Annotated in this window: 22 protein-coding genes, 2 tRNA genes and 1 pseudogene; all 25 read left to right on the forward strand. The window is 41.9% G+C overall.

Annotated features, from left to right (window positions below; genetic code table 11):
• The first annotated feature begins 35 nt into the window (after nt 1–35).
• The 25 genes and pseudogenes from ispE (at nt 36) to hpt (ending at nt 23,640) form a co-directional block, all read left to right on the forward strand.
• Nucleotides 36–905, forward strand: coding sequence for a 4-(cytidine 5'-diphospho)-2-C-methyl-D-erythritol kinase (ispE, locus tag KVT11_RS19195; RefSeq protein WP_046527605.1), 870 nt, complete (start codon nt 36–38; stop codon nt 903–905).
• A 55-nt stretch (nt 906–960) separates the two neighbouring features.
• Nucleotides 961–1,794 (forward strand): pur operon repressor, encoded by an 834-nt coding sequence (purR, locus tag KVT11_RS19200; RefSeq protein WP_007496210.1) that lies wholly within the window; start codon nt 961–963, stop codon nt 1,792–1,794.
• A gap of 38 nt (nt 1,795–1,832) precedes the next feature.
• Nucleotides 1,833–2,210 (forward strand): 2-iminobutanoate/2-iminopropanoate deaminase, encoded by a 378-nt coding sequence (gene ridA, locus KVT11_RS19205; protein WP_046527604.1) that lies wholly within the window; start codon nt 1,833–1,835, stop codon nt 2,208–2,210.
• Between the two features lie 224 nt (nt 2,211–2,434).
• The gene (gene spoVG, locus KVT11_RS19210) at nt 2,435–2,731 is read left to right on the forward strand and encodes a septation regulator SpoVG (RefSeq protein ID WP_008357439.1); all 297 of its coding nucleotides are present in this window, start codon (nt 2,435–2,437) and stop codon (nt 2,729–2,731) included.
• Between the two features lie 198 nt (nt 2,732–2,929).
• Nucleotides 2,930–4,300 (forward strand): bifunctional UDP-N-acetylglucosamine diphosphorylase/glucosamine-1-phosphate N-acetyltransferase GlmU, encoded by a 1,371-nt coding sequence (gene glmU / locus KVT11_RS19215; RefSeq protein ID WP_217609113.1) that lies wholly within the window; start codon nt 2,930–2,932, stop codon nt 4,298–4,300.
• Between the two features lie 22 nt (nt 4,301–4,322).
• On the forward strand, nt 4,323–5,276 hold the full coding sequence (locus KVT11_RS19220) for a ribose-phosphate diphosphokinase (protein ID WP_003217907.1): 954 nt from the start codon (nt 4,323–4,325) through the stop codon (nt 5,274–5,276).
• Nucleotides 5,277–5,414: 138 nt separating this feature from the next.
• Entirely contained in the window at nt 5,415–6,041 is a 627-nt protein-coding gene (locus tag KVT11_RS19225; RefSeq protein ID WP_008341853.1) for a 50S ribosomal protein L25/general stress protein Ctc, read from the forward strand.
• 140 nt (nt 6,042–6,181) lie between these two features.
• Nucleotides 6,182–6,748 (forward strand): aminoacyl-tRNA hydrolase, encoded by a 567-nt coding sequence (gene pth, locus KVT11_RS19230; RefSeq protein ID WP_008341851.1) that lies wholly within the window; start codon nt 6,182–6,184, stop codon nt 6,746–6,748.
• A gap of 55 nt (nt 6,749–6,803) precedes the next feature.
• Nucleotides 6,804–7,034, forward strand: a complete 231-nt coding sequence (fin, locus tag KVT11_RS19235) for an anti-sigma-F factor Fin (protein WP_003217967.1) — start codon at nt 6,804–6,806, stop codon at nt 7,032–7,034.
• Nucleotides 7,035–7,101: 67 nt separating this feature from the next.
• The gene (mfd, locus tag KVT11_RS19240) at nt 7,102–10,635 is read left to right on the forward strand and encodes a transcription-repair coupling factor (protein WP_210552282.1); all 3,534 of its coding nucleotides are present in this window, start codon (nt 7,102–7,104) and stop codon (nt 10,633–10,635) included.
• 139 nt (nt 10,636–10,774) lie between these two features.
• Nucleotides 10,775–11,311 (forward strand): stage V sporulation protein T, encoded by a 537-nt coding sequence (gene spoVT / locus KVT11_RS19245; RefSeq protein ID WP_007496196.1) that lies wholly within the window; start codon nt 10,775–10,777, stop codon nt 11,309–11,311.
• A 204-nt stretch (nt 11,312–11,515) separates the two neighbouring features.
• Nucleotides 11,516–13,120, forward strand: coding sequence for a putative polysaccharide biosynthesis protein (locus KVT11_RS19250; RefSeq protein ID WP_210552283.1), 1,605 nt, complete (start codon nt 11,516–11,518; stop codon nt 13,118–13,120).
• Nucleotides 13,110–14,594, forward strand: coding sequence for a bifunctional methyltransferase/pyrophosphohydrolase YabN (gene yabN / locus KVT11_RS19255; RefSeq protein ID WP_210552284.1), 1,485 nt, complete (start codon nt 13,110–13,112; stop codon nt 14,592–14,594). Before KVT11_RS19250 ends, yabN begins: the two co-directional genes overlap by 11 nt.
• The gene (locus tag KVT11_RS19260) at nt 14,591–14,851 is read left to right on the forward strand and encodes an RNA-binding S4 domain-containing protein (RefSeq protein WP_008341839.1); all 261 of its coding nucleotides are present in this window, start codon (nt 14,591–14,593) and stop codon (nt 14,849–14,851) included. Before yabN ends, KVT11_RS19260 begins: the two co-directional genes overlap by 4 nt.
• Nucleotides 14,852–14,925: 74 nt before the next feature.
• Nucleotides 14,926–15,234, forward strand: a complete 309-nt coding sequence (gene yabP, locus KVT11_RS19265) for a sporulation protein YabP (protein WP_007496190.1) — start codon at nt 14,926–14,928, stop codon at nt 15,232–15,234.
• Nucleotides 15,231–15,869 carry a spore cortex biosynthesis protein YabQ gene (yabQ, locus tag KVT11_RS19270; protein WP_060780672.1) on the forward strand — a complete coding sequence of 213 codons (639 nt, stop codon included), beginning with the start codon at nt 15,231–15,233 and terminating at the stop codon, nt 15,867–15,869. Before yabP ends, yabQ begins: the two co-directional genes overlap by 4 nt.
• An 18-nt stretch (nt 15,870–15,887) precedes the next feature.
• On the forward strand, nt 15,888–16,262 hold the full coding sequence (locus tag KVT11_RS19275) for an FtsB family cell division protein (protein ID WP_007496186.1): 375 nt from the start codon (nt 15,888–15,890) through the stop codon (nt 16,260–16,262).
• 82 nt (nt 16,263–16,344) lie between these two features.
• Nucleotides 16,345–16,743: a S1 domain-containing RNA-binding protein gene (locus KVT11_RS19280; protein ID WP_003217901.1), complete on the forward strand. Its 399-nt coding sequence runs from the start codon at nt 16,345–16,347 to the stop codon at nt 16,741–16,743.
• 179 nt (nt 16,744–16,922) lie between these two features.
• Nucleotides 16,923–16,996: transfer RNA gene (locus tag KVT11_RS19285), tRNA-Met, on the forward strand.
• Between the two features lie 25 nt (nt 16,997–17,021).
• Nucleotides 17,022–17,093: transfer RNA gene (locus KVT11_RS19290), tRNA-Glu, on the forward strand.
• A gap of 203 nt (nt 17,094–17,296) precedes the next feature.
• Nucleotides 17,297–19,780 carry a stage II sporulation protein E gene (gene spoIIE, locus KVT11_RS19295; RefSeq protein WP_099496231.1) on the forward strand — a complete coding sequence of 828 codons (2,484 nt, stop codon included), beginning with the start codon at nt 17,297–17,299 and terminating at the stop codon, nt 19,778–19,780.
• Nucleotides 19,781–19,856: 76 nt separating this feature from the next.
• Nucleotides 19,857–20,591 carry a vWA domain-containing protein gene (locus KVT11_RS19300; RefSeq protein ID WP_057078742.1) on the forward strand — a complete coding sequence of 245 codons (735 nt, stop codon included), beginning with the start codon at nt 19,857–19,859 and terminating at the stop codon, nt 20,589–20,591.
• Nucleotides 20,575–21,585 (forward strand): protein kinase domain-containing protein, encoded by a 1,011-nt coding sequence (locus tag KVT11_RS19305; RefSeq protein ID WP_080628715.1) that lies wholly within the window; start codon nt 20,575–20,577, stop codon nt 21,583–21,585. Before KVT11_RS19300 ends, KVT11_RS19305 begins: the two co-directional genes overlap by 17 nt.
• 96 nt (nt 21,586–21,681) lie before the next feature.
• Nucleotides 21,682–23,104, forward strand: a pseudogene (gene tilS / locus KVT11_RS19310) (tRNA lysidine(34) synthetase TilS).
• On the forward strand, nt 23,101–23,640 hold the full coding sequence (gene hpt, locus KVT11_RS19315; RefSeq protein WP_007496175.1) for a hypoxanthine phosphoribosyltransferase: 540 nt from the start codon (nt 23,101–23,103) through the stop codon (nt 23,638–23,640). The pseudogene tilS and the gene hpt overlap by 4 nt, the downstream one beginning before the upstream one ends.
• Nucleotides 23,641–23,684: the final 44 nt, after the last annotated feature.

Below are 23,684 nucleotides of genomic sequence, written 5' to 3' on the forward strand. Positions count from 1 at the left end.
ATACTTATGTTTAGATGGAGAAGTAGGTGAAATGTTTGCGTATTTTAGAAAAAGCACCGGCAAAAATTAATCTCTCACTTGATGTTCATGGAAAAAGACCGGATGGATATCACGAAGTGGAGATGGTGATGACAACAATAGATCTTGCAGATCGACTAGAGCTGACGGAGCTGGACAAAGACGAAATCCGTGTATCATCTCATAATCGTTTTGTGCCAGATGATCAACGGAATTTGGCTTATCAGGCAGCTAAATTATTAAAAACAAGATTCGGTATTCAAAAAGGCGTATCGATTGTCATCACAAAAGCAATTCCCGTCGCAGCAGGTTTAGCTGGAGGCAGCAGTGATGCCGCAGCAGCGCTTCGCGGCTTAAACCGTTTGTGGAAGTTAAATCTCGCGTTAGATGAACTAGCTGAGCTTGGAGCGGAGATCGGCTCAGATGTCTCTTTTTGTGTACACGGAGGGACAGCGCTAGCGACAGGACGTGGAGAGAAACTAAAGCATATTGCGACACCGCCGCATTGCTGGGTGATTTTAGCGAAGCCGGTGATTGGGGTATCTACAGCTGAGGTCTACAGACAATATGACGCAAGCAAAGTAGAACACCCAAATGTACAGCGTATGATTGAAGCAATTGAAGCGAAAGATTATAAAGAGATGTGCGGCTCACTCGGTAACGTGTTGGAATCTGTGACATTAAAGATGTATCCGGAAGTCGATATGATTAAGAGACAGATGAAGCGTTTCGGAGCAGATGCTGTATTAATGAGCGGCAGCGGGCCAACTGTATTTGGCTTGATTCAATATGAATCGAAGGTACAAAGAATATATAACGGACTGAGAGGATTTTGTGATCAGGTTTACGCTGTCCGCATGATCGGCGAACAAAATACCCTTGATTAAATCCGTATATTAAGTTATATTATTCATAAATTATTCGGGTTCTGGGGGTAAGTTCATGAAGTTTCGTCGAAGCGGCAGATTGGTGGACTTAACAAATTATTTGTTAACCCACCCGCACGTACTAGTACCTTTAACTTTTTTTGCAGAGCGATATCAATCTGCGAAGTCCTCTATTAGTGAAGACTTAACGATTATCAAACAGACCTTCGAACAGCAGGGAATAGGGACTTTACTTACTGTACCTGGCGCTGCTGGCGGAGTGAAATATATTCCAAAGATTCATCTAAAAGAAGCAGACGAAGTCGTCAACGATATCGGAGAGGCATTATCAACTCCTGAACGTGTGCTTCCTGGCGGTTATTTATATTTAACTGATGTTTTAGGCAATCCATCGATTCTTGCGAAAATCGGTAAGCTTTTTGCGACCATTTTTTCGGATCGACCGATTGATGTTGTCATGACTGTTGCGACGAAAGGTATTCCGATTGCCTATTCTGTTGCAGGTTATTTAAATGTGCCTGTTGTGATCGTTAGAAAAGATAATAAGGTAACTGAAGGATCAACTGTGAGTATTAATTATGCATCAGGTTCTTCTAACCGAATTCAAACCATGTCACTTGCAAAGCGGAGCTTAGATAAAGGATCCAATGTGTTGATTATTGATGACTTTATGAAAGCAGGCGGAACCATTAATGGCATGATGAATCTTCTAGAGGAATTTAATGCAAATGTTGCAGGGATCGGTGTTTTATTAGAAGATGAAGGCGTAGATGAACGTCTAGTCGATGAATATGTATCACTTTTAAAGCTTTCAACCATTGATATGAAGCAGAAAATCATTGAGATTAATGAAGGCAATTTCCACGAGTTTTTTCATTCGAAAGCTTAAGCTTTGATCAAACATGTATTTGAATGGGAGAGATTGATATGACAAAAGTTGTTCAAACCAAAAACGCGCCAGCAGCCATTGGACCTTACTCTCAAGGGGTTATCGTCAATAACATGTTTTACAGCTCAGGGCAGATTCCGTTAACGCCAGCTGGAGATTTTGTGAATGGAGATATTAAAGAACAAACACATCAAGTGTTTCATAATCTTAAAGCCGTCCTTGAAGCAGCGGGTGCTTCCTTTGAAACAGTCGTGAAAGCAACGGTTTTCATTAAAGATATGGAACAATTCGCTGAAGTGAATGAAGTGTACGGTGAATACTTCCATACACATAAGCCAGCTCGTTCATGTGTAGAAGTAGCCAGACTTCCAAAAGATGCACTTGTAGAAATTGAAGTTGTGGCATTAGTGAAATAAACAGGCCATCTCTTTAGAGACCGTTTGGTTTCATTATATGTATGAAAAGGCATCGTCATGATGTCTTTTTTCACGCAACCGATGTAAGCGTCGTCATTAAAATGACAAAAAATGTATAAATATCCCGATATTTCAAAAAAAGTTTAAAAAAAGAGCAGGAGAATCACCACAATCGTTGAATACCTAATTAATGCTTTTATATTGGGAAAAGGTGGTGAACTACTGTGGAAGTTACTGACGTAAGATTACGCCGCGTGAATACCGATGGTCGCATGAGGGCGATTGCATCCATCACGCTGGACCACGAATTTGTTGTTCATGATATTCGTGTGATTGATGGAAACAATGGCTTGTTTGTTGCAATGCCTAGCAAACGTACGCCTGATGGAGAGTTTCGCGACATTGCACATCCAATTAATTCAAGCACTCGGGGTAAAATCCAAGATGCTGTTTTAAATGAGTATCATCGCTTAGGCGAAGAGGAAGAGACAATTGAATATGAAGAAGCTGGAGCTTCTTAAAGATATGTGAACCTAAAAAGACAGCTTTAAGAGAAAATGAATGTTTTCTTTTAAATGCTGTCTTTTTTGCGTTTTTTCTCTTGTTCCTTATGTCTCCCGTTCATTAGAAAATTAATGCACTTCCTCTTGTATCCTTGAAATCAGTCCTTATTTAGGATATATTTTTCTATGGATAATAGGGATATTGGAGGCCAATCAATGGATAAGCGGTTCGCAGTGATTTTAGCAGCGGGAAAAGGAACAAGAATGAAGTCAAAGTTATACAAAGTACTTCATCCAGTTTGCGGAAAGCCAATGGTCGAGCATGTGGCAGATCAAGCGTTAAAGCTATCTTTAGCCAAGCTTGTGACGATTGTCGGTCATGGAGCAGAGGACGTCAAGAAGCAGCTTGGGGACAGAAGTGAATATGCACTTCAAGAAGTACAGCTGGGAACAGCACATGCCGTCAAACAAGCCAAATCGTTCCTCGCGCAGGAAAAGGGAACAACCATTGTCATTTGTGGAGATACACCATTATTGACAGCGGAAACAATGGAAGCCATGTTAAGCGAGCATCAAAAACAACAAGCGAAAGTGACGATTTTGACAGCACACGCGGATGATCCAACAGGTTATGGACGTATTATTCGTGATGAAACAGGTGCTGTAGTAAAAATCGTCGAGCATAAAGATGCAAATGATGCTGAACGTCAAGTGAATGAAATTAATACTGGAACCTATTGCTTTTCAAATGAAGATCTCTTCCGTGTGATTGAGCAAGTGTCAAATGAAAATGCACAAGGTGAATACTATTTGCCGGATGTCATTGAAATTCTAAAGAATGAAGGACAGACGGTTGCAGCGTATCAAACACCACATTTTGAAGAAACACTTGGAGTCAATGATCGTATCGCTCTATCACAAGCAGAGCAATTCATGAAGCGACGTATTAATCATCAGCATATGAAGAATGGTGTAACCTTGATTGATCCTGAGAACACGTATATCTCGCCCGATGCAGTCATCGGTGAAGATACAATGATTTATCCTGGGACGGTCATCAAAGGGAATGTAAAGATTGGTGCAGATGCCACAATCGGTCCGAACACTGAAATTGTTGATAGCGTAATTGGAGATCGGACAGTCATTAAGCAGTCTGTTGTCTGCGATAGTGAAGTTGGGGTAGATGTGACAATTGGACCGTTTGCTCATATTCGCCCATTGTCGAAAATTGGCGATGAAGTGAAGATCGGGAATTTTGTCGAAATCAAGAAAACAGTTTTCGGTGACCGAAGCAAAGCGTCTCATCTCAGCTATATTGGAGATGCAGAGGTCGGAGCGGATGTAAACCTTGGTTGTGGATCTATTACAGTTAATTATGATGGGAAGAACAAATTCTTAACGAAGATTGAAGATGGCGCATTTATTGGCTGTAATTCAAATCTCGTTGCACCAGTCACTGTCGGAAAAGGGGCATATGTTGCAGCCGGTTCAACGGTTACAGAAGATGTACCGCAGGATGCATTGTCTATTGCTAGAGCAAGACAAGTCAATAAAGAAGATTATGTGAAAAATATTCATAAAAAATAATCCAAATACCCGGAGGTTTACCATGTCTAATCGTTATGCTGATGCGAATTTAAAGATATTCTCTTTGAATTCAAACCCTGAACTTGCCAAAGAAATTGCCGATCGTATCGGAGTTGATGTAGGAAAGAGCTCTGTTAAACGTTTTAGTGACGGTGAAGTCCAAATCAATATTGAAGAAAGTATCCGCGGCTGTGATTGTTATGTCATTCAATCTACTAGTGCGCCAGTCAATGAGCACATTATGGAGCTACTCATTATGGTAGATGCACTAAAACGCGCTTCTGCGAAAACGGTCAATATTGTCATCCCTTATTACGGATATGCACGTCAAGATCGTAAGGCGAAACCTCGTGAGCCAATCACAGCGAAGCTGTTTGCGAACTTACTTGAAACAGCAGGTGCTACACGTGTCATTGCACTTGATCTTCATGCGCCGCAAATCCAAGGTTTCTTTGATATTCCAATCGATAACTTAATGGCTGTGCCAATCTTAACAAACTATTTCGAACAGAAAAACTTGAATGATATCGTTGTTGTGTCTCCTGACCACGGTGGTGTTACGCGTGCGCGCAAAATGGCGGACCGCCTGAAAGCACCAATCGCAATTATCGACAAACGTCGTCCGAAGCCGAACGTGGCTGAAGTGATGAACATCATTGGGAACATTGAAGGCAAAACGGCGATTCTCATCGATGATATCATTGATACAGCTGGTACGATTACACTTGCTGCAAATGCACTTGTGGAAAATGGAGCGGCTGAAGTCTATGCTTGTTGTACTCACCCAGTATTGTCTGGACCAGCAGTAGAACGTATTACAAACTCTAAAATTAAAGAATTAGTTGTGACAAACAGTATTCACTTAACAGATGACAAGAAAGTTGGAAAATTCATTCCGCTTTCAGTTGGGCCTTTGCTTGCAGAAGCCATCATTCGTGTACATGAAGAAGAATCTGTGAGCTACCTTTTCAGCTAATTTTCTGATTGAAAAAGGCCCTAGGCATCAGCTTGGGGTCTTTTTGCTGTGATAAATGAAAGCCAAACATGTTTAAAATGATTCAGTTATGGGTATTTATGAAAGTAGTGACAAAAAAGAAATAGGATGGTGCTGAATATGGCAACTTTAAAAGCAAATAAAAGAACTGATTTCAAACGTTCCACACTGCAAAAAATCCGTCATTCAGGACACGTTCCTGGTGTCATATACGGAAAAAATACAGACAATCTGGCTGTTTCATTAGACAGCATTGATTTATTAAAGACATTACGTGATGAAGGAAAAAATACAATCATCACATTAGACGTTGGCGGTGAAACAAAATCTGTGATGGTGACAGAACTGCAAACAGATCCGTTGAAAAATGAGCTTGTCCACGCTGATTTCCAAGTGGTCGACTTACAGCGAGAAATTGACGCAGATGTACCTGTACAACTCATTGGCGAATCCAAAGGGGTAAAGGATGGCGGTGTGCTTCAGCAGCCACTATTTGAGCTATCCATTACAGCGAAACCAAAGGATATCCCGCAAAATATTGAAGCTGATATTACAAACTTAGAAGTAAATGACGTACTAACAGTTGGTGATCTGTCTGTTCAGTCTACGTATCAAATTAATAATGATCCAGAAGAAGTTGTTGCTTCGATCTTACCGCCTCAGCAATCAGAGGTTCCAGAGCCAGATAGTGAAGAGGAAACGCAAGAGCCTGAGGCCATTAAAGAAAAAGATGATAGCGAAGAATAACTGGTCAATTAGAGACGTAACCCTCCCGCGGTTACGTCTTTTGTGCTAGAATGAAAAGAATTCATATGTTTTGCATGAGGCAATCACATTGGCTCATTTTTTAGGCGTGTGCATGTGCGACAAAGGAGGTTATTGGTTTCATGATTGCGTTCGTTGGATTGGGTAATCCAGGAAAAGAATATGAAAAAACAAGACATAACGTCGGGTTTATGACAATAGATGAACTATCAAAAAAATGGGACATCCCATTAAATCAATCAAAATTCCATGGACAATATGGAACTGGGTTTGTTTCGGGGCAAAAGGTTCTACTTGTGAAGCCTCTTACATATATGAACTTATCAGGGGAATGTGTGCGTCCGCTGATGGATTACTATGAAATTCCCCTTGAACATTTGAAGGTCATCTATGATGATCTTGATTTGCCAACGGGCCGGATTCGTTTGCGTACAAAAGGAAGTGCAGGCGGACATAACGGAATCAAATCGTTGATTCAGCATTTAGGTTCACCTGAGTTTGACCGATTCCGTATCGGTATTGGCCGTCCACAAAACGGCATGAAGGTCGTCGATTACGTACTAGGACGCTTCTCAGAGGAAGAACAGCCTGATATCTCATCTGCTATTCAAGCATCCGTTGAAGCTTGTGAAGCGGCTTTAACAAAGCCTTTTTTAGAAGTGATGAATGATTTTAACAAGAAGGTATAAGAATGATAAGCAAAGCACATACTGATCATAAAATCTCAGCATGGGAGGATCACGTATGGCTTTGCACTATTACTGCCGGCACTGTGGTGTAAAGGTTGGCAGTCTAGATGAATCCGCTGTCCAAAGTGAAGCACTTGGATTTCATCACTTAACAAATGAGGAAAGAAACGATATGATTTCTTATAGGGAAAATGGTGATTTACATGTACAAACCATTTGTGAGGATTGCCAAGAGGCGCTCGAAAGAAATCCTGATTACCATCAGTATCATACCTTTATTCAATAAAAAGCTTTGGTGTAGATAATAGACCAAAGCGTTTTTCTGTTTTAAACAAGCAGGGAGGAGGAGCCAAATGAAAAATATACAATCATTTATCAAACAAAGTGATGATTTTCAGTCCATTTTCAATGGGCTAAAGGAAGGTTTAAAAGAACAACTGCTCGCCGGACTATCAGGCTCCGTCAGATCTTTATTTACAGCCGCCATATCAGACGAATTAAAGCGGCCGATGTTTATTGTGACACACAACTTATATCAAGCGCAGAAGGTCACAGATGATCTAGCAAGTGTGATGCCAGATCGCTCGGTCCTTCTTTATCCTGTCAATGAACTCATTGCATCTGAAATTGCTGTGGCAAGCCCTGAGCTTAGAGCGCAGCGTCTTGATGTATTGAATCGTCTCGCGAATGGAGAAAATCCGATTGTCGTGACCCCAGCAGCTGCAGTGCGTAGAATGCTTCCGCCTGTTGAGCTCTGGAAGGAGAGTCAGATCCATTTAAAGGTTGGTGAAGAAATTGATTTGGAGGCGTTTTCAAAACAACTCGTGCAAATCGGTTATGACCGGACGTCCATGGTCGCTGCGCCCGGAGACTTTAGTGTGCGCGGAGGCATCATTGACATTTATGCGTTAACGGAAGACCACCCGATCCGTATTGAGCTGTTTGATACAGAAGTGGATTCTATTCGGTCCTTCCACTCTGACACGCAGCGTTCATTGGAAACACTTCAAGAAATCAAGATTGGCCCGGCGAAAGAGCTGATTGTAAGAGGGCCTGAACGAGTGAGAGCGATTGAACAGCTTGACGAAGGTCTTGCCAGCAGCTTAAAGAAATTCAACTCGGATAAACAAAAAGAACTGCTCCATCAGAATATTTCTGCTGATCGTGAGCAGCTGCTAGAAGGTATTGTGACACAAGAAATGACGAAGTATCTGTCCTATTTCTATGAAAAGCCTGCTAGTTTGCTAGATTATACATCGCAGGATACGATAATCATTCTAGATGAAATCAGCAGAATTCAGGAGATGGAAGAACAGCTTGAACAGGAAGAAGCAGATTGGACAATTAGTCTGCTCGAAGAAGGGAATATCCTGCATGATCTAGCCCTTTCCTTCCCATTTCAAGAGCTGTTCAATCAGCAATCGAGATCGATTCTGTACTATTCCTTATTTTTGAGACATGTTCAGCAGACCAATCCGCAAAATATCGTCAATGTATCTAGTAAGCAAATGCAGAATTTCCACGGGCAGATGAATGTGCTTGCAAGTGAAATTGAACGCTACAAAAAGCAGAATTATACGGTAGTCTTTTTAGGTGCGGATGAAGAGCGGACAGAGAAGCTGTCATCTGTCTTGCATGATTATGACATTGAAGCAGCTCTTGCTAAACCTGATGCTGAGCTTGTCAGCGGGCAAGTATATATTTTACAAGGTGAGCTGCAAACCGGTTTTGAACTGCCTTTATCCAAAATTGCTGTCATTACAGAGGGTGAACTTTTCAAGAAACGTGTGAAGAAGCAGGCACGTAAGCAAAAGCTGACGAACGCAGAGCGAATCAAAAGCTATTCAGAGCTGCAAGTGGGCGATTACGTGGTGCACATTAACCACGGGATCGGTAAGTATTTAGGAATTGAAACGCTTGAAATTGGCGGCATTCATAAAGATTATTTAAATATTCATTATCAAGGAAGCGACAAGCTTTATGTCCCTGTTGAACAAATTGATCAGGTGCAGAAGTATGTAGGGTCAGAAGGAAAAGAACCAAAGCTATACAAACTAGGCGGCAGCGACTGGAAACGCGTGAAGAAAAAAGTAGAATCATCTGTGCAGGACATTGCAGATGATCTGATTAAGCTGTACGCAGAACGTGAAGCAAGCAAAGGGTATGCCTTCTCGCCTGACCATGAGATGCAGCGCCAGTTTGAATCTGCATTCCCTTACCAAGAAACAGATGATCAAATTCGCTCGATTCATGAAATCAAGCAAGACATGGAGCGGGAGCGCCCGATGGATCGTCTGCTTTGTGGAGATGTGGGCTATGGAAAAACAGAGGTGGCGATTCGAGCGGCCTTCAAAGCTATTGCTGACGGGAAGCAGGTGGCACTGCTTGTACCAACAACGATCTTAGCGCAGCAGCATTTTGACACGATTATGGACAGATTCCAAGACTATCCTGTTAAAATCGCTCAGCTTAGCCGCTTCCGTACACGAAAAGAAACAACAGAAACCTTAAAAGGGCTGAAAAACGGAACCATTGATATGGTCATTGGGACGCATCGTCTTCTTTCAAAAGACATTGTGTACAAGGATTTAGGACTGTTAATTATCGATGAAGAGCAGCGCTTTGGTGTGACGCATAAAGAGAAAATTAAGCAAATGAAAGCCAATATTGATGTGCTGACGTTAACGGCAACGCCAATTCCTCGTACGCTTCATATGTCGATGCTTGGCGTACGTGACTTATCTGTTATTGAAACGCCACCTGAGAACCGTTTCCCAGTTCAAACCTATGTTGTCGAGTACAATGGTGCGTTAGTTAGAGAAGCTATTGAGCGAGAATTGGCAAGAGGCGGTCAAGTGTACTTCCTTTATAACCGAGTGGAGGATATTGAACGAAAAGCAGATGAAATCTCGATGCTTGTTCCAGACGCAAAAGTAAGCTACGCACATGGGAAAATGAGTGAGAACGAGCTGGAATCCGTGATGATTAATTTCCTAGAAGGTGAATCGGATGTACTCGTCAGTACAACCATTATCGAAACGGGCGTAGACATTCCAAATGTGAACACGCTCATTGTTCACGATGCTGATAAAATGGGGCTTTCGCAGCTGTACCAGTTAAGAGGACGAGTTGGGCGCTCGAATCGTGTGGCCTATGCTTATTTCACTTATCGAAAAGATAAAGTTCTTTCTGAAGTAGCAGAGAAAAGACTTCAAGCTATTAAAGAATTCACCGAGCTCGGGTCAGGCTTTAAGATTGCGATGCGTGACTTAACGATTCGAGGAGCAGGGAACTTACTTGGTGCACAGCAACATGGATTTATTGATTCTGTTGGATTCGACCTTTACTCTCAAATGCTGAAAGAAGCCATTGAAGAAAGAAGAGGCGATACGACTGCTCAAGAAAAATTTGAGCCGGAAATTGATCTCCAAATTGATGCCTACATTCCAGATAGCTATATTTCTGACGGCAAACAAAAGATCGAGATGTATAAACAGTTTAGAGCGATTGGATCTATAGAAGAGCGGAAAGAGCTTCAAGATGAAATGATTGACCGATTCGGAGAATATCCGCAAGAAGTGGCTGATTTGTTCACGATTGCGACGATGAAGGTGTACGCTGTGCAGGAACGTGTCGAGTTGATCAAGATGGAGAAAGGCATTGTTAGACTCACTCTCGATGAAAAAGCAAGCAGCGACATCGATGGTCAAAAATTATTTGAGCTTGGCAGTCAATATGGACGTGATATCGGTCTTGGCATGGAAGGCAGCAAGCTGATTATTTCTGTCCAAACAAAAGGCAAGAAAACGGAGGAGTGGCTTGAAGTCATTCTTCGTATGCTTCGAGGTCTTCAAGATGTGAAAAAAGAAACCATTCCATCTTCATAAAATTTTGTTGGTCTCTCGTGTATATTACGTTTGATGTGACGGATACTAATCTCAGGGTCAAGTGGTGAATGTTGCATAAAGTGGACGCTTTTGTTCCATTCACCCAACACATCATCAAACGAAAGAGAGGCAGCAGTGAATGAAAGCAACTGGAATTGTACGCCGCATCGATGATCTAGGTAGAGTGGTTATACCGAAGGAGATTCGCAGAACATTGCGCATCCGGGAAGGAGATCCACTTGAGATTTTTGTCGACCGCGATGGAGAAGTCATTTTGAAGAAGTATTCACCGATTAGTGAGCTAGGAGACTTTGCGAAGGAATATGCTGATGCATTATTCGACAGTTTGGGTCATTCTATCCTCATCTGTGATCGTGATACGTATATTGCTGTATCCGGTAGTTCAAAAAAAGAGTATTTAAACAAATCCATTAGTGATTTACTTGAACGAACAATGGATCAGCGTAATTCTGTATTAGAGGACAGCAAGAAAGAAATTCAGCTTGTGGATGGTATTGATGATGATGTATCAGCTTATACCATTGCACCTATTGTTGCAAACGGAGATCCAATTGGCGCCGTCGTCTTATTTTCTAAAGAGCGTTCAATGGGAGAAGTGGAGCATAAAGCGGCAGAAACGGCAGCTGGCTTCTTAGCCCGTCAAATGGAACATTAGGTCTAATAAATCTATATCATTTTGATAAAACGAAAGAATGCCGATGAAATCATCTGATTTTGTCGGCGTTTTTTATATGGGATGAAACAAAACAATGAATGTATCGTCTACTCCTTAGAAAGAAACGGCTTGCCAGTCACGTATGATATAATGAGTGCGTTTAAATGCAGGTATATTTTTTGATTGAACATAAAGGAGTCATCCATGAAAAATGCTGTAAATCAGCCGCATTGGCTTTTCCAAGGTGCGGTGATTTTAACCATCGCAGGCTTGTTATCAAAGGTACTGAGTGCCGTATATCGTGTCCCTTTTCAAAATATCGTAGGAGACACAGGTTTTTATATTTATCAGCAGGTCTATCCCTTTCTTGGCATTGCGATCATGCTCGGCACCACTGGTTTTCCTGTGATGGTGTCCAAGCTCCTGAGCGAGCATGGTGAGGAGAATCGCCGAATCATTACAAAGGTATCCTTGGTGTATATCACTTTGCTGAGCTCGGTCTTATTTCTTTGTTTATACATAGGAGCAGGCACAATTGCGAATCTCATGGCGGACAGTCAATTAATGTTGCTCATCCAGATGAGTTCGTTTGTGTTTTTGTTTCTGCCGCTTACCGTGATGCTGAGGGGTGTTTTTCAGAGTGATGGGCTGATGCTCCCCACTGCGGTCTCTCAATTGGCTGAGCAGCTCATCAGAGTAGGCGTCCTGCTTGTTTTATCTTTCTATTTTGTGAGACATGGCTATTCGCTTTATGAAACAGGAGCGGGTGCGGTGTTCTCTTCTATAGCTGGAAGTGCGGCTTCACTCATTTTGCTTCTTTTCCTTTGGCTGACCTATCGGAAGCGGTCGTCAGCGAGCAAGACATTAAAACAGGCTACACTGCGGAAAAAAGATGTGCTGAAGAGTTTGGTGCTGTATACATTGACGATTTGTGTGAGTGGATTGCTGATCCTATGGATGCAAATGATCGATGCTTTTCACTTGTATGCGCTACTGCGCAGTGAGGGACTGAGTGAAGCAGCTGCAAAGGCGGCAAAAGGCGTGTATGACCGAGGTCAGCCGTTCTTGCAGCTCGGGACGGTGTTTGCAATTAGTATCGGGACGTCTCTTGTTCCGTTTTTGTCGTCGGCCTTAAGAAAAGGGCAGCATGAAGCAATTCGTGAAAAAGTACGTACATCGTTTAAGGCAACATCGGTGCTGGGGATTGGTTCAGCTGTCGGGCTTATATGTATTTTATCGTCTGTAAACATTATGCTTTTTCGTAATGACTTAGGGACAGATGCGCTGCAAATATTTTGCATATCCATTGCCTTTACATCAATGGCGATTACGCAAACCGCTTTGCTTCAGGGTCTCGGACATACCGTGTACCCGGCTGTTGTGGTCCTGATCAGTGTACTGGTGAAATGGGGGCTGACGCTGGCTCTTGTCCCGTTATTCGGCATTTATGGAGCTGCTTGGTCGACTGTTTGTGGGTTTCTCGCCGCCGCTGCGCTCAATGCGGTGTATTTGAAGCATAAAGGGTGGATTTCAATAAGAGAGCTATTCCCAGTGAAAATTCTTTTATCAGCAGCATTTATGGCTGTCGTTTTAATTGGATATCAGGCATTGTTTTCTTGGGTCATTCCCTTTGAGAAACGTCCGTTTTCTGTTTTAGAGAGCCTGACTTCAGTTTTTATTGGTGGTTTCGCCTTTTTATATAGTATTCTTAAGCTAGACGTATTTACGGAAGAGGAATGGAGACTCATTCCATTAGGAGAAAAGATTTTATATTTTAAACAGATGAGAGGGAATCGAAATGGCAGGTAAGATTACAGTCGTTGGTCTTGGGGCAGGCGACATGGATCAGCTGACGCTCGGTGTATATAAGCAGCTGAAGCAGGCGAAAGAAGTATACATGAGAACGCAGGATCATCCACTCACCGCAGAATTGATGCAGGAGGTCCCGTCTCTGACCTTTTTTGATGAGATTTATGAAAAGCATGATCAGTTTGATGCAGTGTATGAGGAAATCACAGACATTCTCTTCCGAGAGGCTGAGGAGAAAGACATTGTGTATGCAGTACCAGGTCACCCGTTTGTAGCGGAAAAGACAGTGCAGCTTCTTGTTTCACAACAGAAGGAGCGCGGGGTTGAGGTGTACGTGGCTGGTGGACAAAGCTTTTTGGATGCGACGTTTAATTCCTTACAGATTGACCCAATTGAAGGGCTGCAATTCGTTGACGCAGGGGATATGAGAGCGGATGATCTAAAGTTGACCCAGCATGTGCTGATCTGTCAAGTATATGATCAGATGACAGCCTCGAATGTGAAGCTGACCCTCATGGAAAAGCTACCTGACGATTATGAAGTCTTTATCGTAACGGCAGCTGGAAGCAGTCAGGAACAGATTACAGGTGTTCCTTTATTTGAACTTGATCGAGATGTGTCGATAAATAACTTAACGAGTGTTTATGTGCCTCCAATCCAAGATGAAAAGCTACTCTATCAACAATTTGACACTTTCCGTGAAGTCATTCGTACATTAAGAGGTCCTGGCGGCTGTCCTTGGGATCAAAAACAAACGAATGAGTCGCTCAAACCATATTTAATTGAAGAATGTTATGAGCTGCTGGAAGCCATAGATGAAGACGATCCAGATCATATGGTTGAAGAACTCGGAGATGTACTGCTGCAAGTTTTACTCCATGCCCAAATTGGTGAAGATGATGGTTATTTCTCAATGGATGACGTCATCCAGCATGTCACAGAAAAAATGATTCGACGACATCCGCATGTGTTTGGTGATACGGATGTGTCTGAAGCATCAGATGTCGTCGCCAACTGGGAAAAAATCAAGCAGCAGGAAAAACCGGAGCGTGCAGCTTCTATTTTGCAATCCATTCCAACGACTCTTCCAGCTTTAACAAAAGCCTATAAGCTCCAAAAGAAAGCAGCAAAAGTGGGCTTCGACTGGACAGAAGTAGAGGATATTTGGAACAAATACGAAGAAGAAAAGCAGGAATTCCTTGTGGAAGTGGCAGATAAGACGGATGAAGGTGCAACAAAGCAGATGAAGGATGAATTTGGGGATCTTTTGTTTGTTCTCGTCAACATTGGTAGATTTTATCATCTAGAGCCTGAAACCGCCCTCTCTTCTGCAAACACAAAATTCATGCGGCGCTTTCAGCATATTGAACAAAAAGCAAAGGACATAGGGCGTTCACTAGAGGACTTGACCCTAGAAGAAATGGACGATCTGTGGAACGATGCCAAACGCATAGAAAGAGGTGAACTTACATGAGACTAGATAAATTCTTAAAAGTGTCTCGTTTAATAAAAAGAAGAACATTGGCAAAAGAAGTAGCTGATCAAGGAAGAATTTCCATTAATGGCACGCAGGCGAAAGCCAGCTCTGACGTGAAAGAAGGGGACGAGCTTCAAATTCGCTTTGGCCAAAAGCTTGTGACTGTTCAAGTCAACGAGTTAAAAGACACAACGAAAAAAGAAGAAGCTGCTGGCATGTATACCGTGCTAAAAGAAGAAAAAACAGCAGAATAGGGCTTGTTCTAAATGTCCCGCCTGTCACATACAATGCAGTAACAATGCAAGTATGAGATATGGGGGATGTATAAATGAATCAATATTATAATCAACCTCAAGGCACGAAGTTGTCATCAGAAGCCGAGCATCATGTCACAATGCGCAACAGAAAGCATTTAGATATTACTGGGGTCAAACAAGTCGAGAGCTTTGATAATGAAGAATTTCTGCTTGAGACTGTCATGGGAGTCCTTGCCATTCGCGGAGAAAATTTGCAAATGAAAAACTTAGATGTAGAAAAGGGCGTTGTGTCCATTAAAGGGCGTGTCTTTGACTTAATCTATGTAGATGAGCAGCACGGGGAGAAAGCTAAAGGATTTTTTAGCAAGCTGTTTAAATGACACTGACGGTCCAGTTTTATACGATGCTTTCGATGGCGGCGATGGGCATCTGGCTGGGCGCATCGCTGGATACGTACAAGCTGTTTGTGAACCGGGAAAAAACAGCAAAATGGCTGCTGGTCATTCACGACCTCCTTTTTTGGGTGGTGCAGGGTCTGTTGTTCTTTTATGTCCTGCTGCTAACCAATGAGGGAGAATTCAGACTTTATATTTTTCTAGCTGTTGCTTTAGGTTTCTCGATGTACCAGGCATTGATGAAACAGCTGTATATGAACATCCTCAAGTTTGTGATGAGGTGTATTTATCAGACTGTTCTCTTCCTGAAAAGGCTGATCATGTCGATGGTTTTCCAGCCCATTCGCTGGATCGTCGGTTTGATCATAAGTGTTCTTCTGTTCTTGTTCCACTCGCTCTTACGCCTTGTTCGTTTTGCGTTTCGACTCGTGTGGAAGGTGCTGTATATTGTTTGTTATCCGCTTATTTGGTTACTCAATGTGACCATTATTCATCGAATTCCCGAAAAATGGCGAACATCAATGAGGTTGTTTTTCTCAAAAGGAGCAGGAATTTTACAAGGGATCAAGAAATTATCTCGTACCATGAAAACGAAATGGAAACAATTCTGGACAAAGTAAGAGAGGAGGCCTTCATCCTTGAACGAGAGAAAAAGAAATATCGCACAAATTCAAAATGATTATCAAAAACAAATGGAACAGCAAGCGCAGCGCCTAAAACGCAAACGCCGGGGACTCCTTAGAAGGCTTACCGTGTTTGGAGTCATTGTGCTCATGTTTGCTGTTTTGGTAACAAGTGCCCTCTGGTCGCAATCGTCTGCATTGAAAGAAAAAGAAGAGAAGAAGGTTGCGCTTGAAAAAGAATTGAAGCAATTACAAACAAAGCAGGAAGATATTTCTGATGAAATCAAAAAGCTGAAAAGCAAAGAATACGTACTCGAACTGGCACGACGGGACTATTATATGTCTAAAAAAGGCGAAAAAATCTTTGATGTGGGCAATAAGAGCGATTAGCCTTGTTGACACTTAAAATTCAGTTTATGTATAATTGAACAAATGAGATTTTTTTATAAGTCTAAGGAGGAGCACTTTTTTTATGTCGATTGAAGTTGGCAGCAAGTTACAAGGGAAAGTTACGGGCATTACAAATTTTGGAGCTTTTGTGGAGTTGCCAGGCGGTTCAACTGGTCTCGTTCATATCAGTGAGGTAGCCGATAACTATGTAAAAGATATTAATGAGCATTTAAAAGTCGGTGAACAAGTTGAAGTGAAAGTGATTAACGTTGAAAAAGACGGTAAAATCGGCTTGTCCATTAAAAAAGCAAAAGATCGTCCTCAACAACAACAATCAAGACCGAGCAGAAATGATTTCCGTCCGAAGGAATCGTTTGAGCAAAAAATGAACAAATTCTTAAAAGATAGCGAAGATCGCTTAACATCTTTAAAACGTAACACGGAATCAAAACGTGGGGGGCGCGGAGCAAGAAGAGGTTAACTTGTTGCTGCTTTCTATATATTTTTCACAACAAAGCATCTGCTGTTTAGCGGGTGCTTTTTTTTAATACAAATTCAACGTTTTTTGTGCATTTGCCATTTAATTTAAAACTTTCTATTGACGGACAAGCGAATCCTTTGTATTATAGTTCTTGTGCTTCTTAGCGCATTTTACATTATGGCGGTGTAGCTCAGCTGGCTAGAGCGTACGGTTCATACCCGTGAGGTCGGGGGTTCGATCCCCTCCGCCGCTATCCTTTTAAAAAGAACGATAAGCAAGGCCCGTTGGTCAAGCGGTTAAGACACCGCCCTTTCACGGCGGTAACACGGGTTCGAATCCCGTACGGGTCATCTTCAAAACAGCTTTCTATAGGAAAGCTGTTTTTTTGTGCTTTCGTAAAATTCTGATGAAAGACATCGACTTTCAAGAAAGTATGCATCTTTGGCAAATAAAGCGTCGAACGTTTTATGGAAACGACAACTTCTTTTGACAAAATTTCTTTTTCACCTTCGCTATAATGACAAGCAACGAATATCAGGTGGGGGATGAAAAGATGGAAAAACTAGAAAGAAGAACTGATTTAACGGGAGCCGGGTTTGAAAGAATCAGTGCAGGGTTAAAAAAGATGAAAAACCTGTTTCTTCATCATACGCATTCTCTTTTTTTCTATAAAGGGTTTATTTATGTTGTTCTGGGCTTTTTATTGGGACGAGCCTTTATCTTATCTGAAATTATGCCGTTTGCATTGCCTTTCTTTGGGTCCATGCTGCTCATTAAAAGGGATAAAGCGATGCTTGCTTGTCTTGCTTTACTCGCTGGAGCGATGACGATATCACCTCAAAATGCATTATTCGTGTTTGCGTCATTGATCGTGTTCCTCCTCATGTCAAAGGTCGTTTCATTTATCATCAAAGACCCGGTGAAAACATTACCGGTTGTGATTGTGCTCTCAATGCTGATAACCAGGGGAGCTTTTGTATACCTCGAGCAGGGTGCGGTTCAAAGCTATGACTATGTGATGGCAGGGGTTGAAGCTGGACTTGCCTTCATTTTGACACTGATTTTTCTTCAAAGTTTGCCGATTTTTACAGTCAGGAAAATCAAACACTCCTTAAAGGTTGAAGAAATTATTTGCTTTATGATATTAATCGCTTCAGTTTTAACAGGTCTGGCTGGGATCACATTTCAAGGAATGCAGGCAGAGCATATTTTGTCACGATATGTAGTGCTGAGCTTTGCCTTTATTGGAGGAGCGAGTATTGGTTGTACCGTGGGTGTTGTAACTGGATTAATTCTTGGTCTCGCCAACATTGGCAACCTTTATCAGATGAGTCTGCTTGCCTTTTCGGGCTTATTAGGCGGATTACTAAAAGAGGGGAAAAAAGCAGGAGCCGCCATCGGCTTGATTGTGGGTTCTTTACTAATCTCCCTCTACGGTGAAGGGTCAGCAGGGCTAATGACAACGCTATATGAATCACTCATCGCAGTTGCACTGTTTTTGCTCACACCACAGTCAGTAACGTCCAAGGTGGCAAAATATATTCCTGGTACGGTAGAGCATGTACAGGAACAGCAGCAATATGCCAGAAAAGTACGAGACGTGACAGCAAAAAAGGTAGATCAATTCTCTAATGTATTTCATGCGCTGTCTGAGAGTTTTGCGACATTTTACGAATCCATTCCTGAGGAAAAGAAGCAGGAAGAGGATGTAGATCTTTTTTTAAGTACGATCACAGAACGTTCCTGTCAAACGTGCTATAAGAAAAATAAATGCTGGGTGCAGAACTTTGATACAACCTATGAACTCATGAAACAAGTTATGCATGAATCTGATGAAAAAACGTACGAGCATAACCGGAAGTTGAAAAAGAAATTCAGTCAGCACTGCTCAAAATCAAAGCATGTAGAAGAATTGATTGAAGAGGAGATAGCTTACTATAAAGCAAATCAGACCTTAAAGAAAAAGGTCCAAGACAGCAGGCGCCTTGTGGCCGAACAACTGATGGGTGTCTCACAAGTCATGGAGGATTTTTCCCGGGAAATAAAACGAGAAAGAGAGCAGCATTTTATTCAGGAAGAGCAGATGATAGAAGCACTTCAGAACTTTGGAATTGAAATTCAGCAAGTTGAAATTTATAGCTTAGAACAGGGAAATGTTGATATAGAGATGAGAATTCCCTATTGCCAAGGTCATGGGGAATGCGAAAAAATCATCGCTCCAATGCTCTCGGATATTTTAGAAGAACAAGTTTTAGTCAAAGCAGAGCAGTGTGCGGAGCATCCAACAGGTTATTGTCATGTTGTATTCGGTTCTGCAAAATCGTATCGAGTGTCTACAGGTGTAGCACATGCAGCGAAAGGCGGAGGATTAGTATCTGGAGACAGCTACAGCATGATGGAGCTGGGTGCAGGTAAATATGCCGCAGCTATTAGTGATGGGATGGGAAATGGAGCAAGAGCCCATTTTGAAAGCAATGAAACGATCAAGCTGTTAGAAAAAATTTTGGCGTCTGGTATTGATGAAAAAGTAGCGATTAAAACAATTAATAGCATTTTATCTTTACGGACAACAGATGAAATCTATTCCACATTAGACTTATCCATCATTGATTTACAGGATGCGAGCTGTAAGTTCCTCAAGATTGGCTCCACCCCAAGTTTTATTAAACGTGGTGATCAAGTGATGAAGGTACAGGCCAGCAACTTGCCTATTGGCATTATTGATGAATTTGAAGTAGAAGTGGTGAGTGAACAGATGAAGGCAGGAGATCTCCTTATCATGATGAGCGACGGTATCTTTGAAGGACCAAAGCATATCGAAAATCATGATTTGTGGGTCAAACGAAAAATGAAGAGCTTTAAAACAGAAGATCCGCAAGAGATTGCTGATTTATTAATGGAGGAGGTCATTCGCACAAGAGCAGGTCAAATCGATGACGATATGACGGTTGTCGTCATTAGGCTCGACCACAATACACCAAAATGGGCATCCATTCCGACCGGTACATTCTATCTCCAGAAACAAGAGATTTCTTGAAATATCGTATAATATGAATTTCTTCTGGCGATGATGGGGATATAAGCATTCAGTTACAATCCCAGGAGGAATGAAGATGCGAAAAGGTCACGTAAACCAAATCTTACTGATTACAGATGGCTGCTCAAATCATGGGGAAGACCCACTTGCGATTGCCGCATTGGCAAAGGAGCAAGGGATCACAGTCAATGTCATTGGCATTATGGAAGAGAACAGACACGATCATGAAGCGATGAAAGAAGTAGAGGGGATTGCTCTAGCAGGCGGAGGCATTCATCAGGTTGTCTACGTTCAGCAATTGTCTCAAACCGTACAAATGGTTACAAAAAAGGCGATGACGCAAACGTTACAAGGTGTTGTGAATAAAGAATTGCAGCAAATTCTTGGCAAAGATACTGAAATTGAAGAACTCCCCCCAGATAAGCGTGGAGAAGTGATGGAAGTTGTGGACGAGCTCGGTGAGACGGTTCATCTTCAAGTGCTTGTGCTTGTGGATACGAGTGCAAGTATGAAACCGAAGCTGCCAACGGTCAAAGAAGCACTCATCGATCTCTCTATTAGTCTAAATTCGAGAATTGGTGAAAATCAGTTTGGGATGTGTGTATTTCCCGGGAAAAACTCAGATGCAGAAATTGTGTTGAACTGGACGCCTCGGTTCGATTCGTTATCATCAATTTTCCCGAAGCTGACAACAGGAGGAATTACACCGACAGGACCAGCAATTCGAGAAGCACTCCAGCATTTCAAATCAGTTCGTTCACGAAAAGGGCTGCTTGAAGCGAAGGAAAAACATGATGAATTCGGCTTCTAACATCCCATTAGGTACGATGATAAAGGGAAAGTGGCATCACCAACATTACCGCATTGTAAAAGAGCTGGGAAAAGGGGCGAACGGTGTGGTTTATCTGGCCGAATCGCCAAAGGGACAAGTGGCCCTTAAAGTGAGTGATGACAGTATGCTCATTGCATCTGAAGTCAATGTATTAAAATCCTTTTCAAAGGCTCCTGTGAAAACCATGGGGCCTTCTTTTTATGATATGGATGATGCTCTTTATCCTGGAATGTCAGAGAAACGGTCGTTTTATGTCATGGAGTATGTCAGAGGGCCATTGCTACTTGAATTTGTGAAACAAAAAGGCGATGAATGGATCGTCGTTCTCATGATTCAACTGTTGTCTAACCTTGCTCACTTACATAAGGAAGGCTGGATCTTCGGTGACTTGAAGCCTGATAATCTCATCGTTTCAGGCCCCCCAGCTACGATTCGATGTATTGATGTTGGAGGAACAACGAAGGCGGGAAGGGCGATTAAGGAATACACCGAGTTTTTTGACCGCGGCTACTGGGGCTTCGGTACAAGAAAAGCAGAACCTTCTTATGATTTATTTGCCTTAAGTATGGTCATGGTGAACTGTGCCTATAAAAAAGAATTTAAAAAAGGGGCAGAACCAGAAAAGCAGCTTTATCGAGCGATTGAAGGACATCCTTTATTAAAGCGATATGAGAGGGTGTTAAAAGCGGCTCTCCAAGGCAAATATCAATCAGCGTCAGACATGAAAAGCGCGATGCTGAAAGAAGGACAATTGCTTGCTTCAAGAAAATCACGACAGAAGAAGCCATCACAGCAAAATAGGCAAAAGCCAGCTGTTCCCCAACATCAACAGGCCGCACCTTCACGATCAAGAGTTGCTGCTGCGAAAAGAACATCAGTACGCAAAAAATCAGGCGGGCTTTTTGAAACCATTCTCATCTTATGCAGTGTGCTCGCTCTTTACTGTGCGTATGTGGTTTTATTCCTATTATAGAGCTGTAAAAAAGCAGGCTTCTTCTTTGCTTGGAGCTAATGAAAGTGATAGGATATGTATATCTTTAAATTACCTGCTCTTTGTGAGGAGGAAGTTGTGAATAGAATTGAATCTTTTTTGAAAAAACATGATGTTTTCCTTGAAAATACGACAGTCATTGTCGGGGTTTCTGGCGGACCAGATTCTATGCTCTTGCTGCATGAACTAAACAAACGTCGAAAAGGTTCCTTTCAGCTGATTGCAGCCCATGTAGATCACATGTTCAGAGGAGAAGAATCCTTTGCTGATTTGGCATTTGTTGAAGCGTATTGTAAAGAGCATGAGATCCTTTTTGAATCGGCTCGTATACAGGTCACCCAATATGCAAAAGAAAACCGCTTAAACAAACAGGCAGCTGCAAGAGAGTGCAGATATGCTTTCTTTCGTCAATTGATGGAACAGTACAACGCTCAATTTATAGCGCTTGCACATCATGGAGACGATCAAGTAGAAACAATGGTGATGAGGCTGACAAGGGGAACTGTTGGAATAGGACTCGCAGGTATGCAAGCAAAGCGACCTTTTCAAGAAGGGTGGCTGATTCGTCCGCTGATTGGATATTCTAAGGATGATGTACTCACTGCTTGCGAAAAAGAACAAGTTCCTTATGTCATTGATCAAAGCAATCACACCGATGACTACTTGAGAAACCGGATCAGAAGACACGTTCTTCCCGTGTTAAAAGAAGAGGCACCTCATGTGCATGAAAGCTTTCAGTTTGTAAGTGACATGCTGACTGAGGATGAGCAGTACTTGCAGGCATTAACAAAGGATCAAATGCATCAAGTCATTACGAATCAAACGCCTAAGCAAATTGAGATCAAAACGAAGCCTTTGCTTGACCTGCCTTTGCCTTTACAAAGAAGAGGCATTCAACTAATATTAAACTATCTTTATGAAAACACTCAATCAGCGTTTTCAAACCAGCATATTCTAGGGACTTTGGACTGGTTATCTCATACTGATCAACCGTCTGGATCATTAGATTTGCCAAAAGGTTTACAAGCTGTCAAATCTTATGATCACTGTATGTTTACCTTTGAACGATCGCTTGTCATAGATCAGTCATATACTCATCATTTAAAAGGTGAGCTTGGCGAGGAACTCTTTCTCCCGAATGGACAGTCTATCTTGGTATCAAATCATGTTCCGAAGGATGCACGGAACGGAAACCATTTTTTCTTGCTTCAAAAAGATCATGTTCGTCTTCCTTTGATCATTCGCTCACGAAAAAACGGTGATCGAATCAAACTTAAAGGGATGAATGGATCAAAAAAGGTGAAAGATATATTTATTGATAAAAAAGTGCCTCTTGCAGAAAGAGACAGCTGGCCGATCGTCACTGACTCGGATCATCAAATCATCTGGATCCCAGGTCTGAAAAAATCCGTTTTTGAAGAAATTGATATGACAAACAGCGATCTCATTGTATTACAATATAGACAGCACGAAAATTTGTAGGGGGCAAGCAAAAGCATGAAACAAGATATTGAAAAGATTTTGATCTCAGAAGAAGAGATCCAGCTAAAAGTGAAAGAACTGGGTGCAACATTAACCAGCGATTATGATGGTAAATTTCCCCTGGCTATTGGTGTTTTGAAAGGGGCTCTTCCATTCATGGCAGACCTGATCAAACACATTGATACATATTTAGAGCTTGATTTTATGGATGTATCTAGCTACGGAAAGTCTACCGTATCTTCTGGAGAAGTGAAGATCATCAAAGATCTAGATACTTCTGTTGAAGGAAGAGATATTCTAATTATGGAAGATATCATCGACAGTGGGTTAACTTTGAGTTATCTGGTAGAGCTTTTCCGATACCGTAAAGCAAACTCCATTAAAATTGTGACATTGCTTGATAAACCAAGCGGCCGCAAAGCAGACATCAAAGCAGATTATGTTGGGTTTGAAGTACCAGATGCATTTGTTGTTGGCTATGGATTGGATTTTGCCGAACGTTACCGAAACCTCCCGTATATTGGAGTGTTAAAACCATCTGTTTACGAAGGCTAATGAGCACACGTTTACATGAGGTTATTGGTTGTGTTGGAATGATT

The sequence above is a fragment of the Bacillus sp. GbtcB10 genome, assembly GCF_019091365.1.
GTDB lineage: Bacteria > Bacillota > Bacilli > Bacillales > Bacillaceae > Bacillus > Bacillus altitudinis.

Bases quoted from the DNA above. Each gene is read 5' to 3' on its own strand.
- purR (WP_007496210.1), top strand. From the start codon at position 961: ATGAAGTTTCGTCGAAGCGGCAGATTGGTGGACTTAACAAATTATTTG.
- ridA (WP_046527604.1), top strand. From the start codon at position 1,833: ATGACAAAAGTTGTTCAAACCAAAAACGCGCCAGCAGCCATTGGACCT.
- glmU (WP_217609113.1), top strand. From the start codon at position 2,930: ATGGATAAGCGGTTCGCAGTGATTTTAGCAGCGGGAAAAGGAACAAGA.
- KVT11_RS19220 (WP_003217907.1), top strand. From the start codon at position 4,323: ATGTCTAATCGTTATGCTGATGCGAATTTAAAGATATTCTCTTTGAAT.
- KVT11_RS19225 (WP_008341853.1), top strand. From the start codon at position 5,415: ATGGCAACTTTAAAAGCAAATAAAAGAACTGATTTCAAACGTTCCACA.
- pth (WP_008341851.1), top strand. From the start codon at position 6,182: ATGATTGCGTTCGTTGGATTGGGTAATCCAGGAAAAGAATATGAAAAA.
- fin (WP_003217967.1), top strand. From the start codon at position 6,804: ATGGCTTTGCACTATTACTGCCGGCACTGTGGTGTAAAGGTTGGCAGT.
- mfd (WP_210552282.1), top strand. From the start codon at position 7,102: ATGAAAAATATACAATCATTTATCAAACAAAGTGATGATTTTCAGTCC.
- spoVT (WP_007496196.1), top strand. From the start codon at position 10,775: ATGAAAGCAACTGGAATTGTACGCCGCATCGATGATCTAGGTAGAGTG.
- KVT11_RS19250 (WP_210552283.1), top strand. From the start codon at position 11,516: ATGAAAAATGCTGTAAATCAGCCGCATTGGCTTTTCCAAGGTGCGGTG.
- yabN (WP_210552284.1), top strand. From the start codon at position 13,110: ATGGCAGGTAAGATTACAGTCGTTGGTCTTGGGGCAGGCGACATGGAT.
- KVT11_RS19260 (WP_008341839.1), top strand. From the start codon at position 14,591: ATGAGACTAGATAAATTCTTAAAAGTGTCTCGTTTAATAAAAAGAAGA.
- yabP (WP_007496190.1), top strand. From the start codon at position 14,926: ATGAATCAATATTATAATCAACCTCAAGGCACGAAGTTGTCATCAGAA.
- yabQ (WP_060780672.1), top strand. From the start codon at position 15,231: ATGACACTGACGGTCCAGTTTTATACGATGCTTTCGATGGCGGCGATG.
- KVT11_RS19280 (WP_003217901.1), top strand. From the start codon at position 16,345: ATGTCGATTGAAGTTGGCAGCAAGTTACAAGGGAAAGTTACGGGCATT.
- spoIIE (WP_099496231.1), top strand. From the start codon at position 17,297: ATGGAAAAACTAGAAAGAAGAACTGATTTAACGGGAGCCGGGTTTGAA.
- KVT11_RS19300 (WP_057078742.1), top strand. From the start codon at position 19,857: ATGCGAAAAGGTCACGTAAACCAAATCTTACTGATTACAGATGGCTGC.
- KVT11_RS19305 (WP_080628715.1), top strand. From the start codon at position 20,575: ATGAATTCGGCTTCTAACATCCCATTAGGTACGATGATAAAGGGAAAG.
- hpt (WP_007496175.1), top strand. From the start codon at position 23,101: ATGAAACAAGATATTGAAAAGATTTTGATCTCAGAAGAAGAGATCCAG.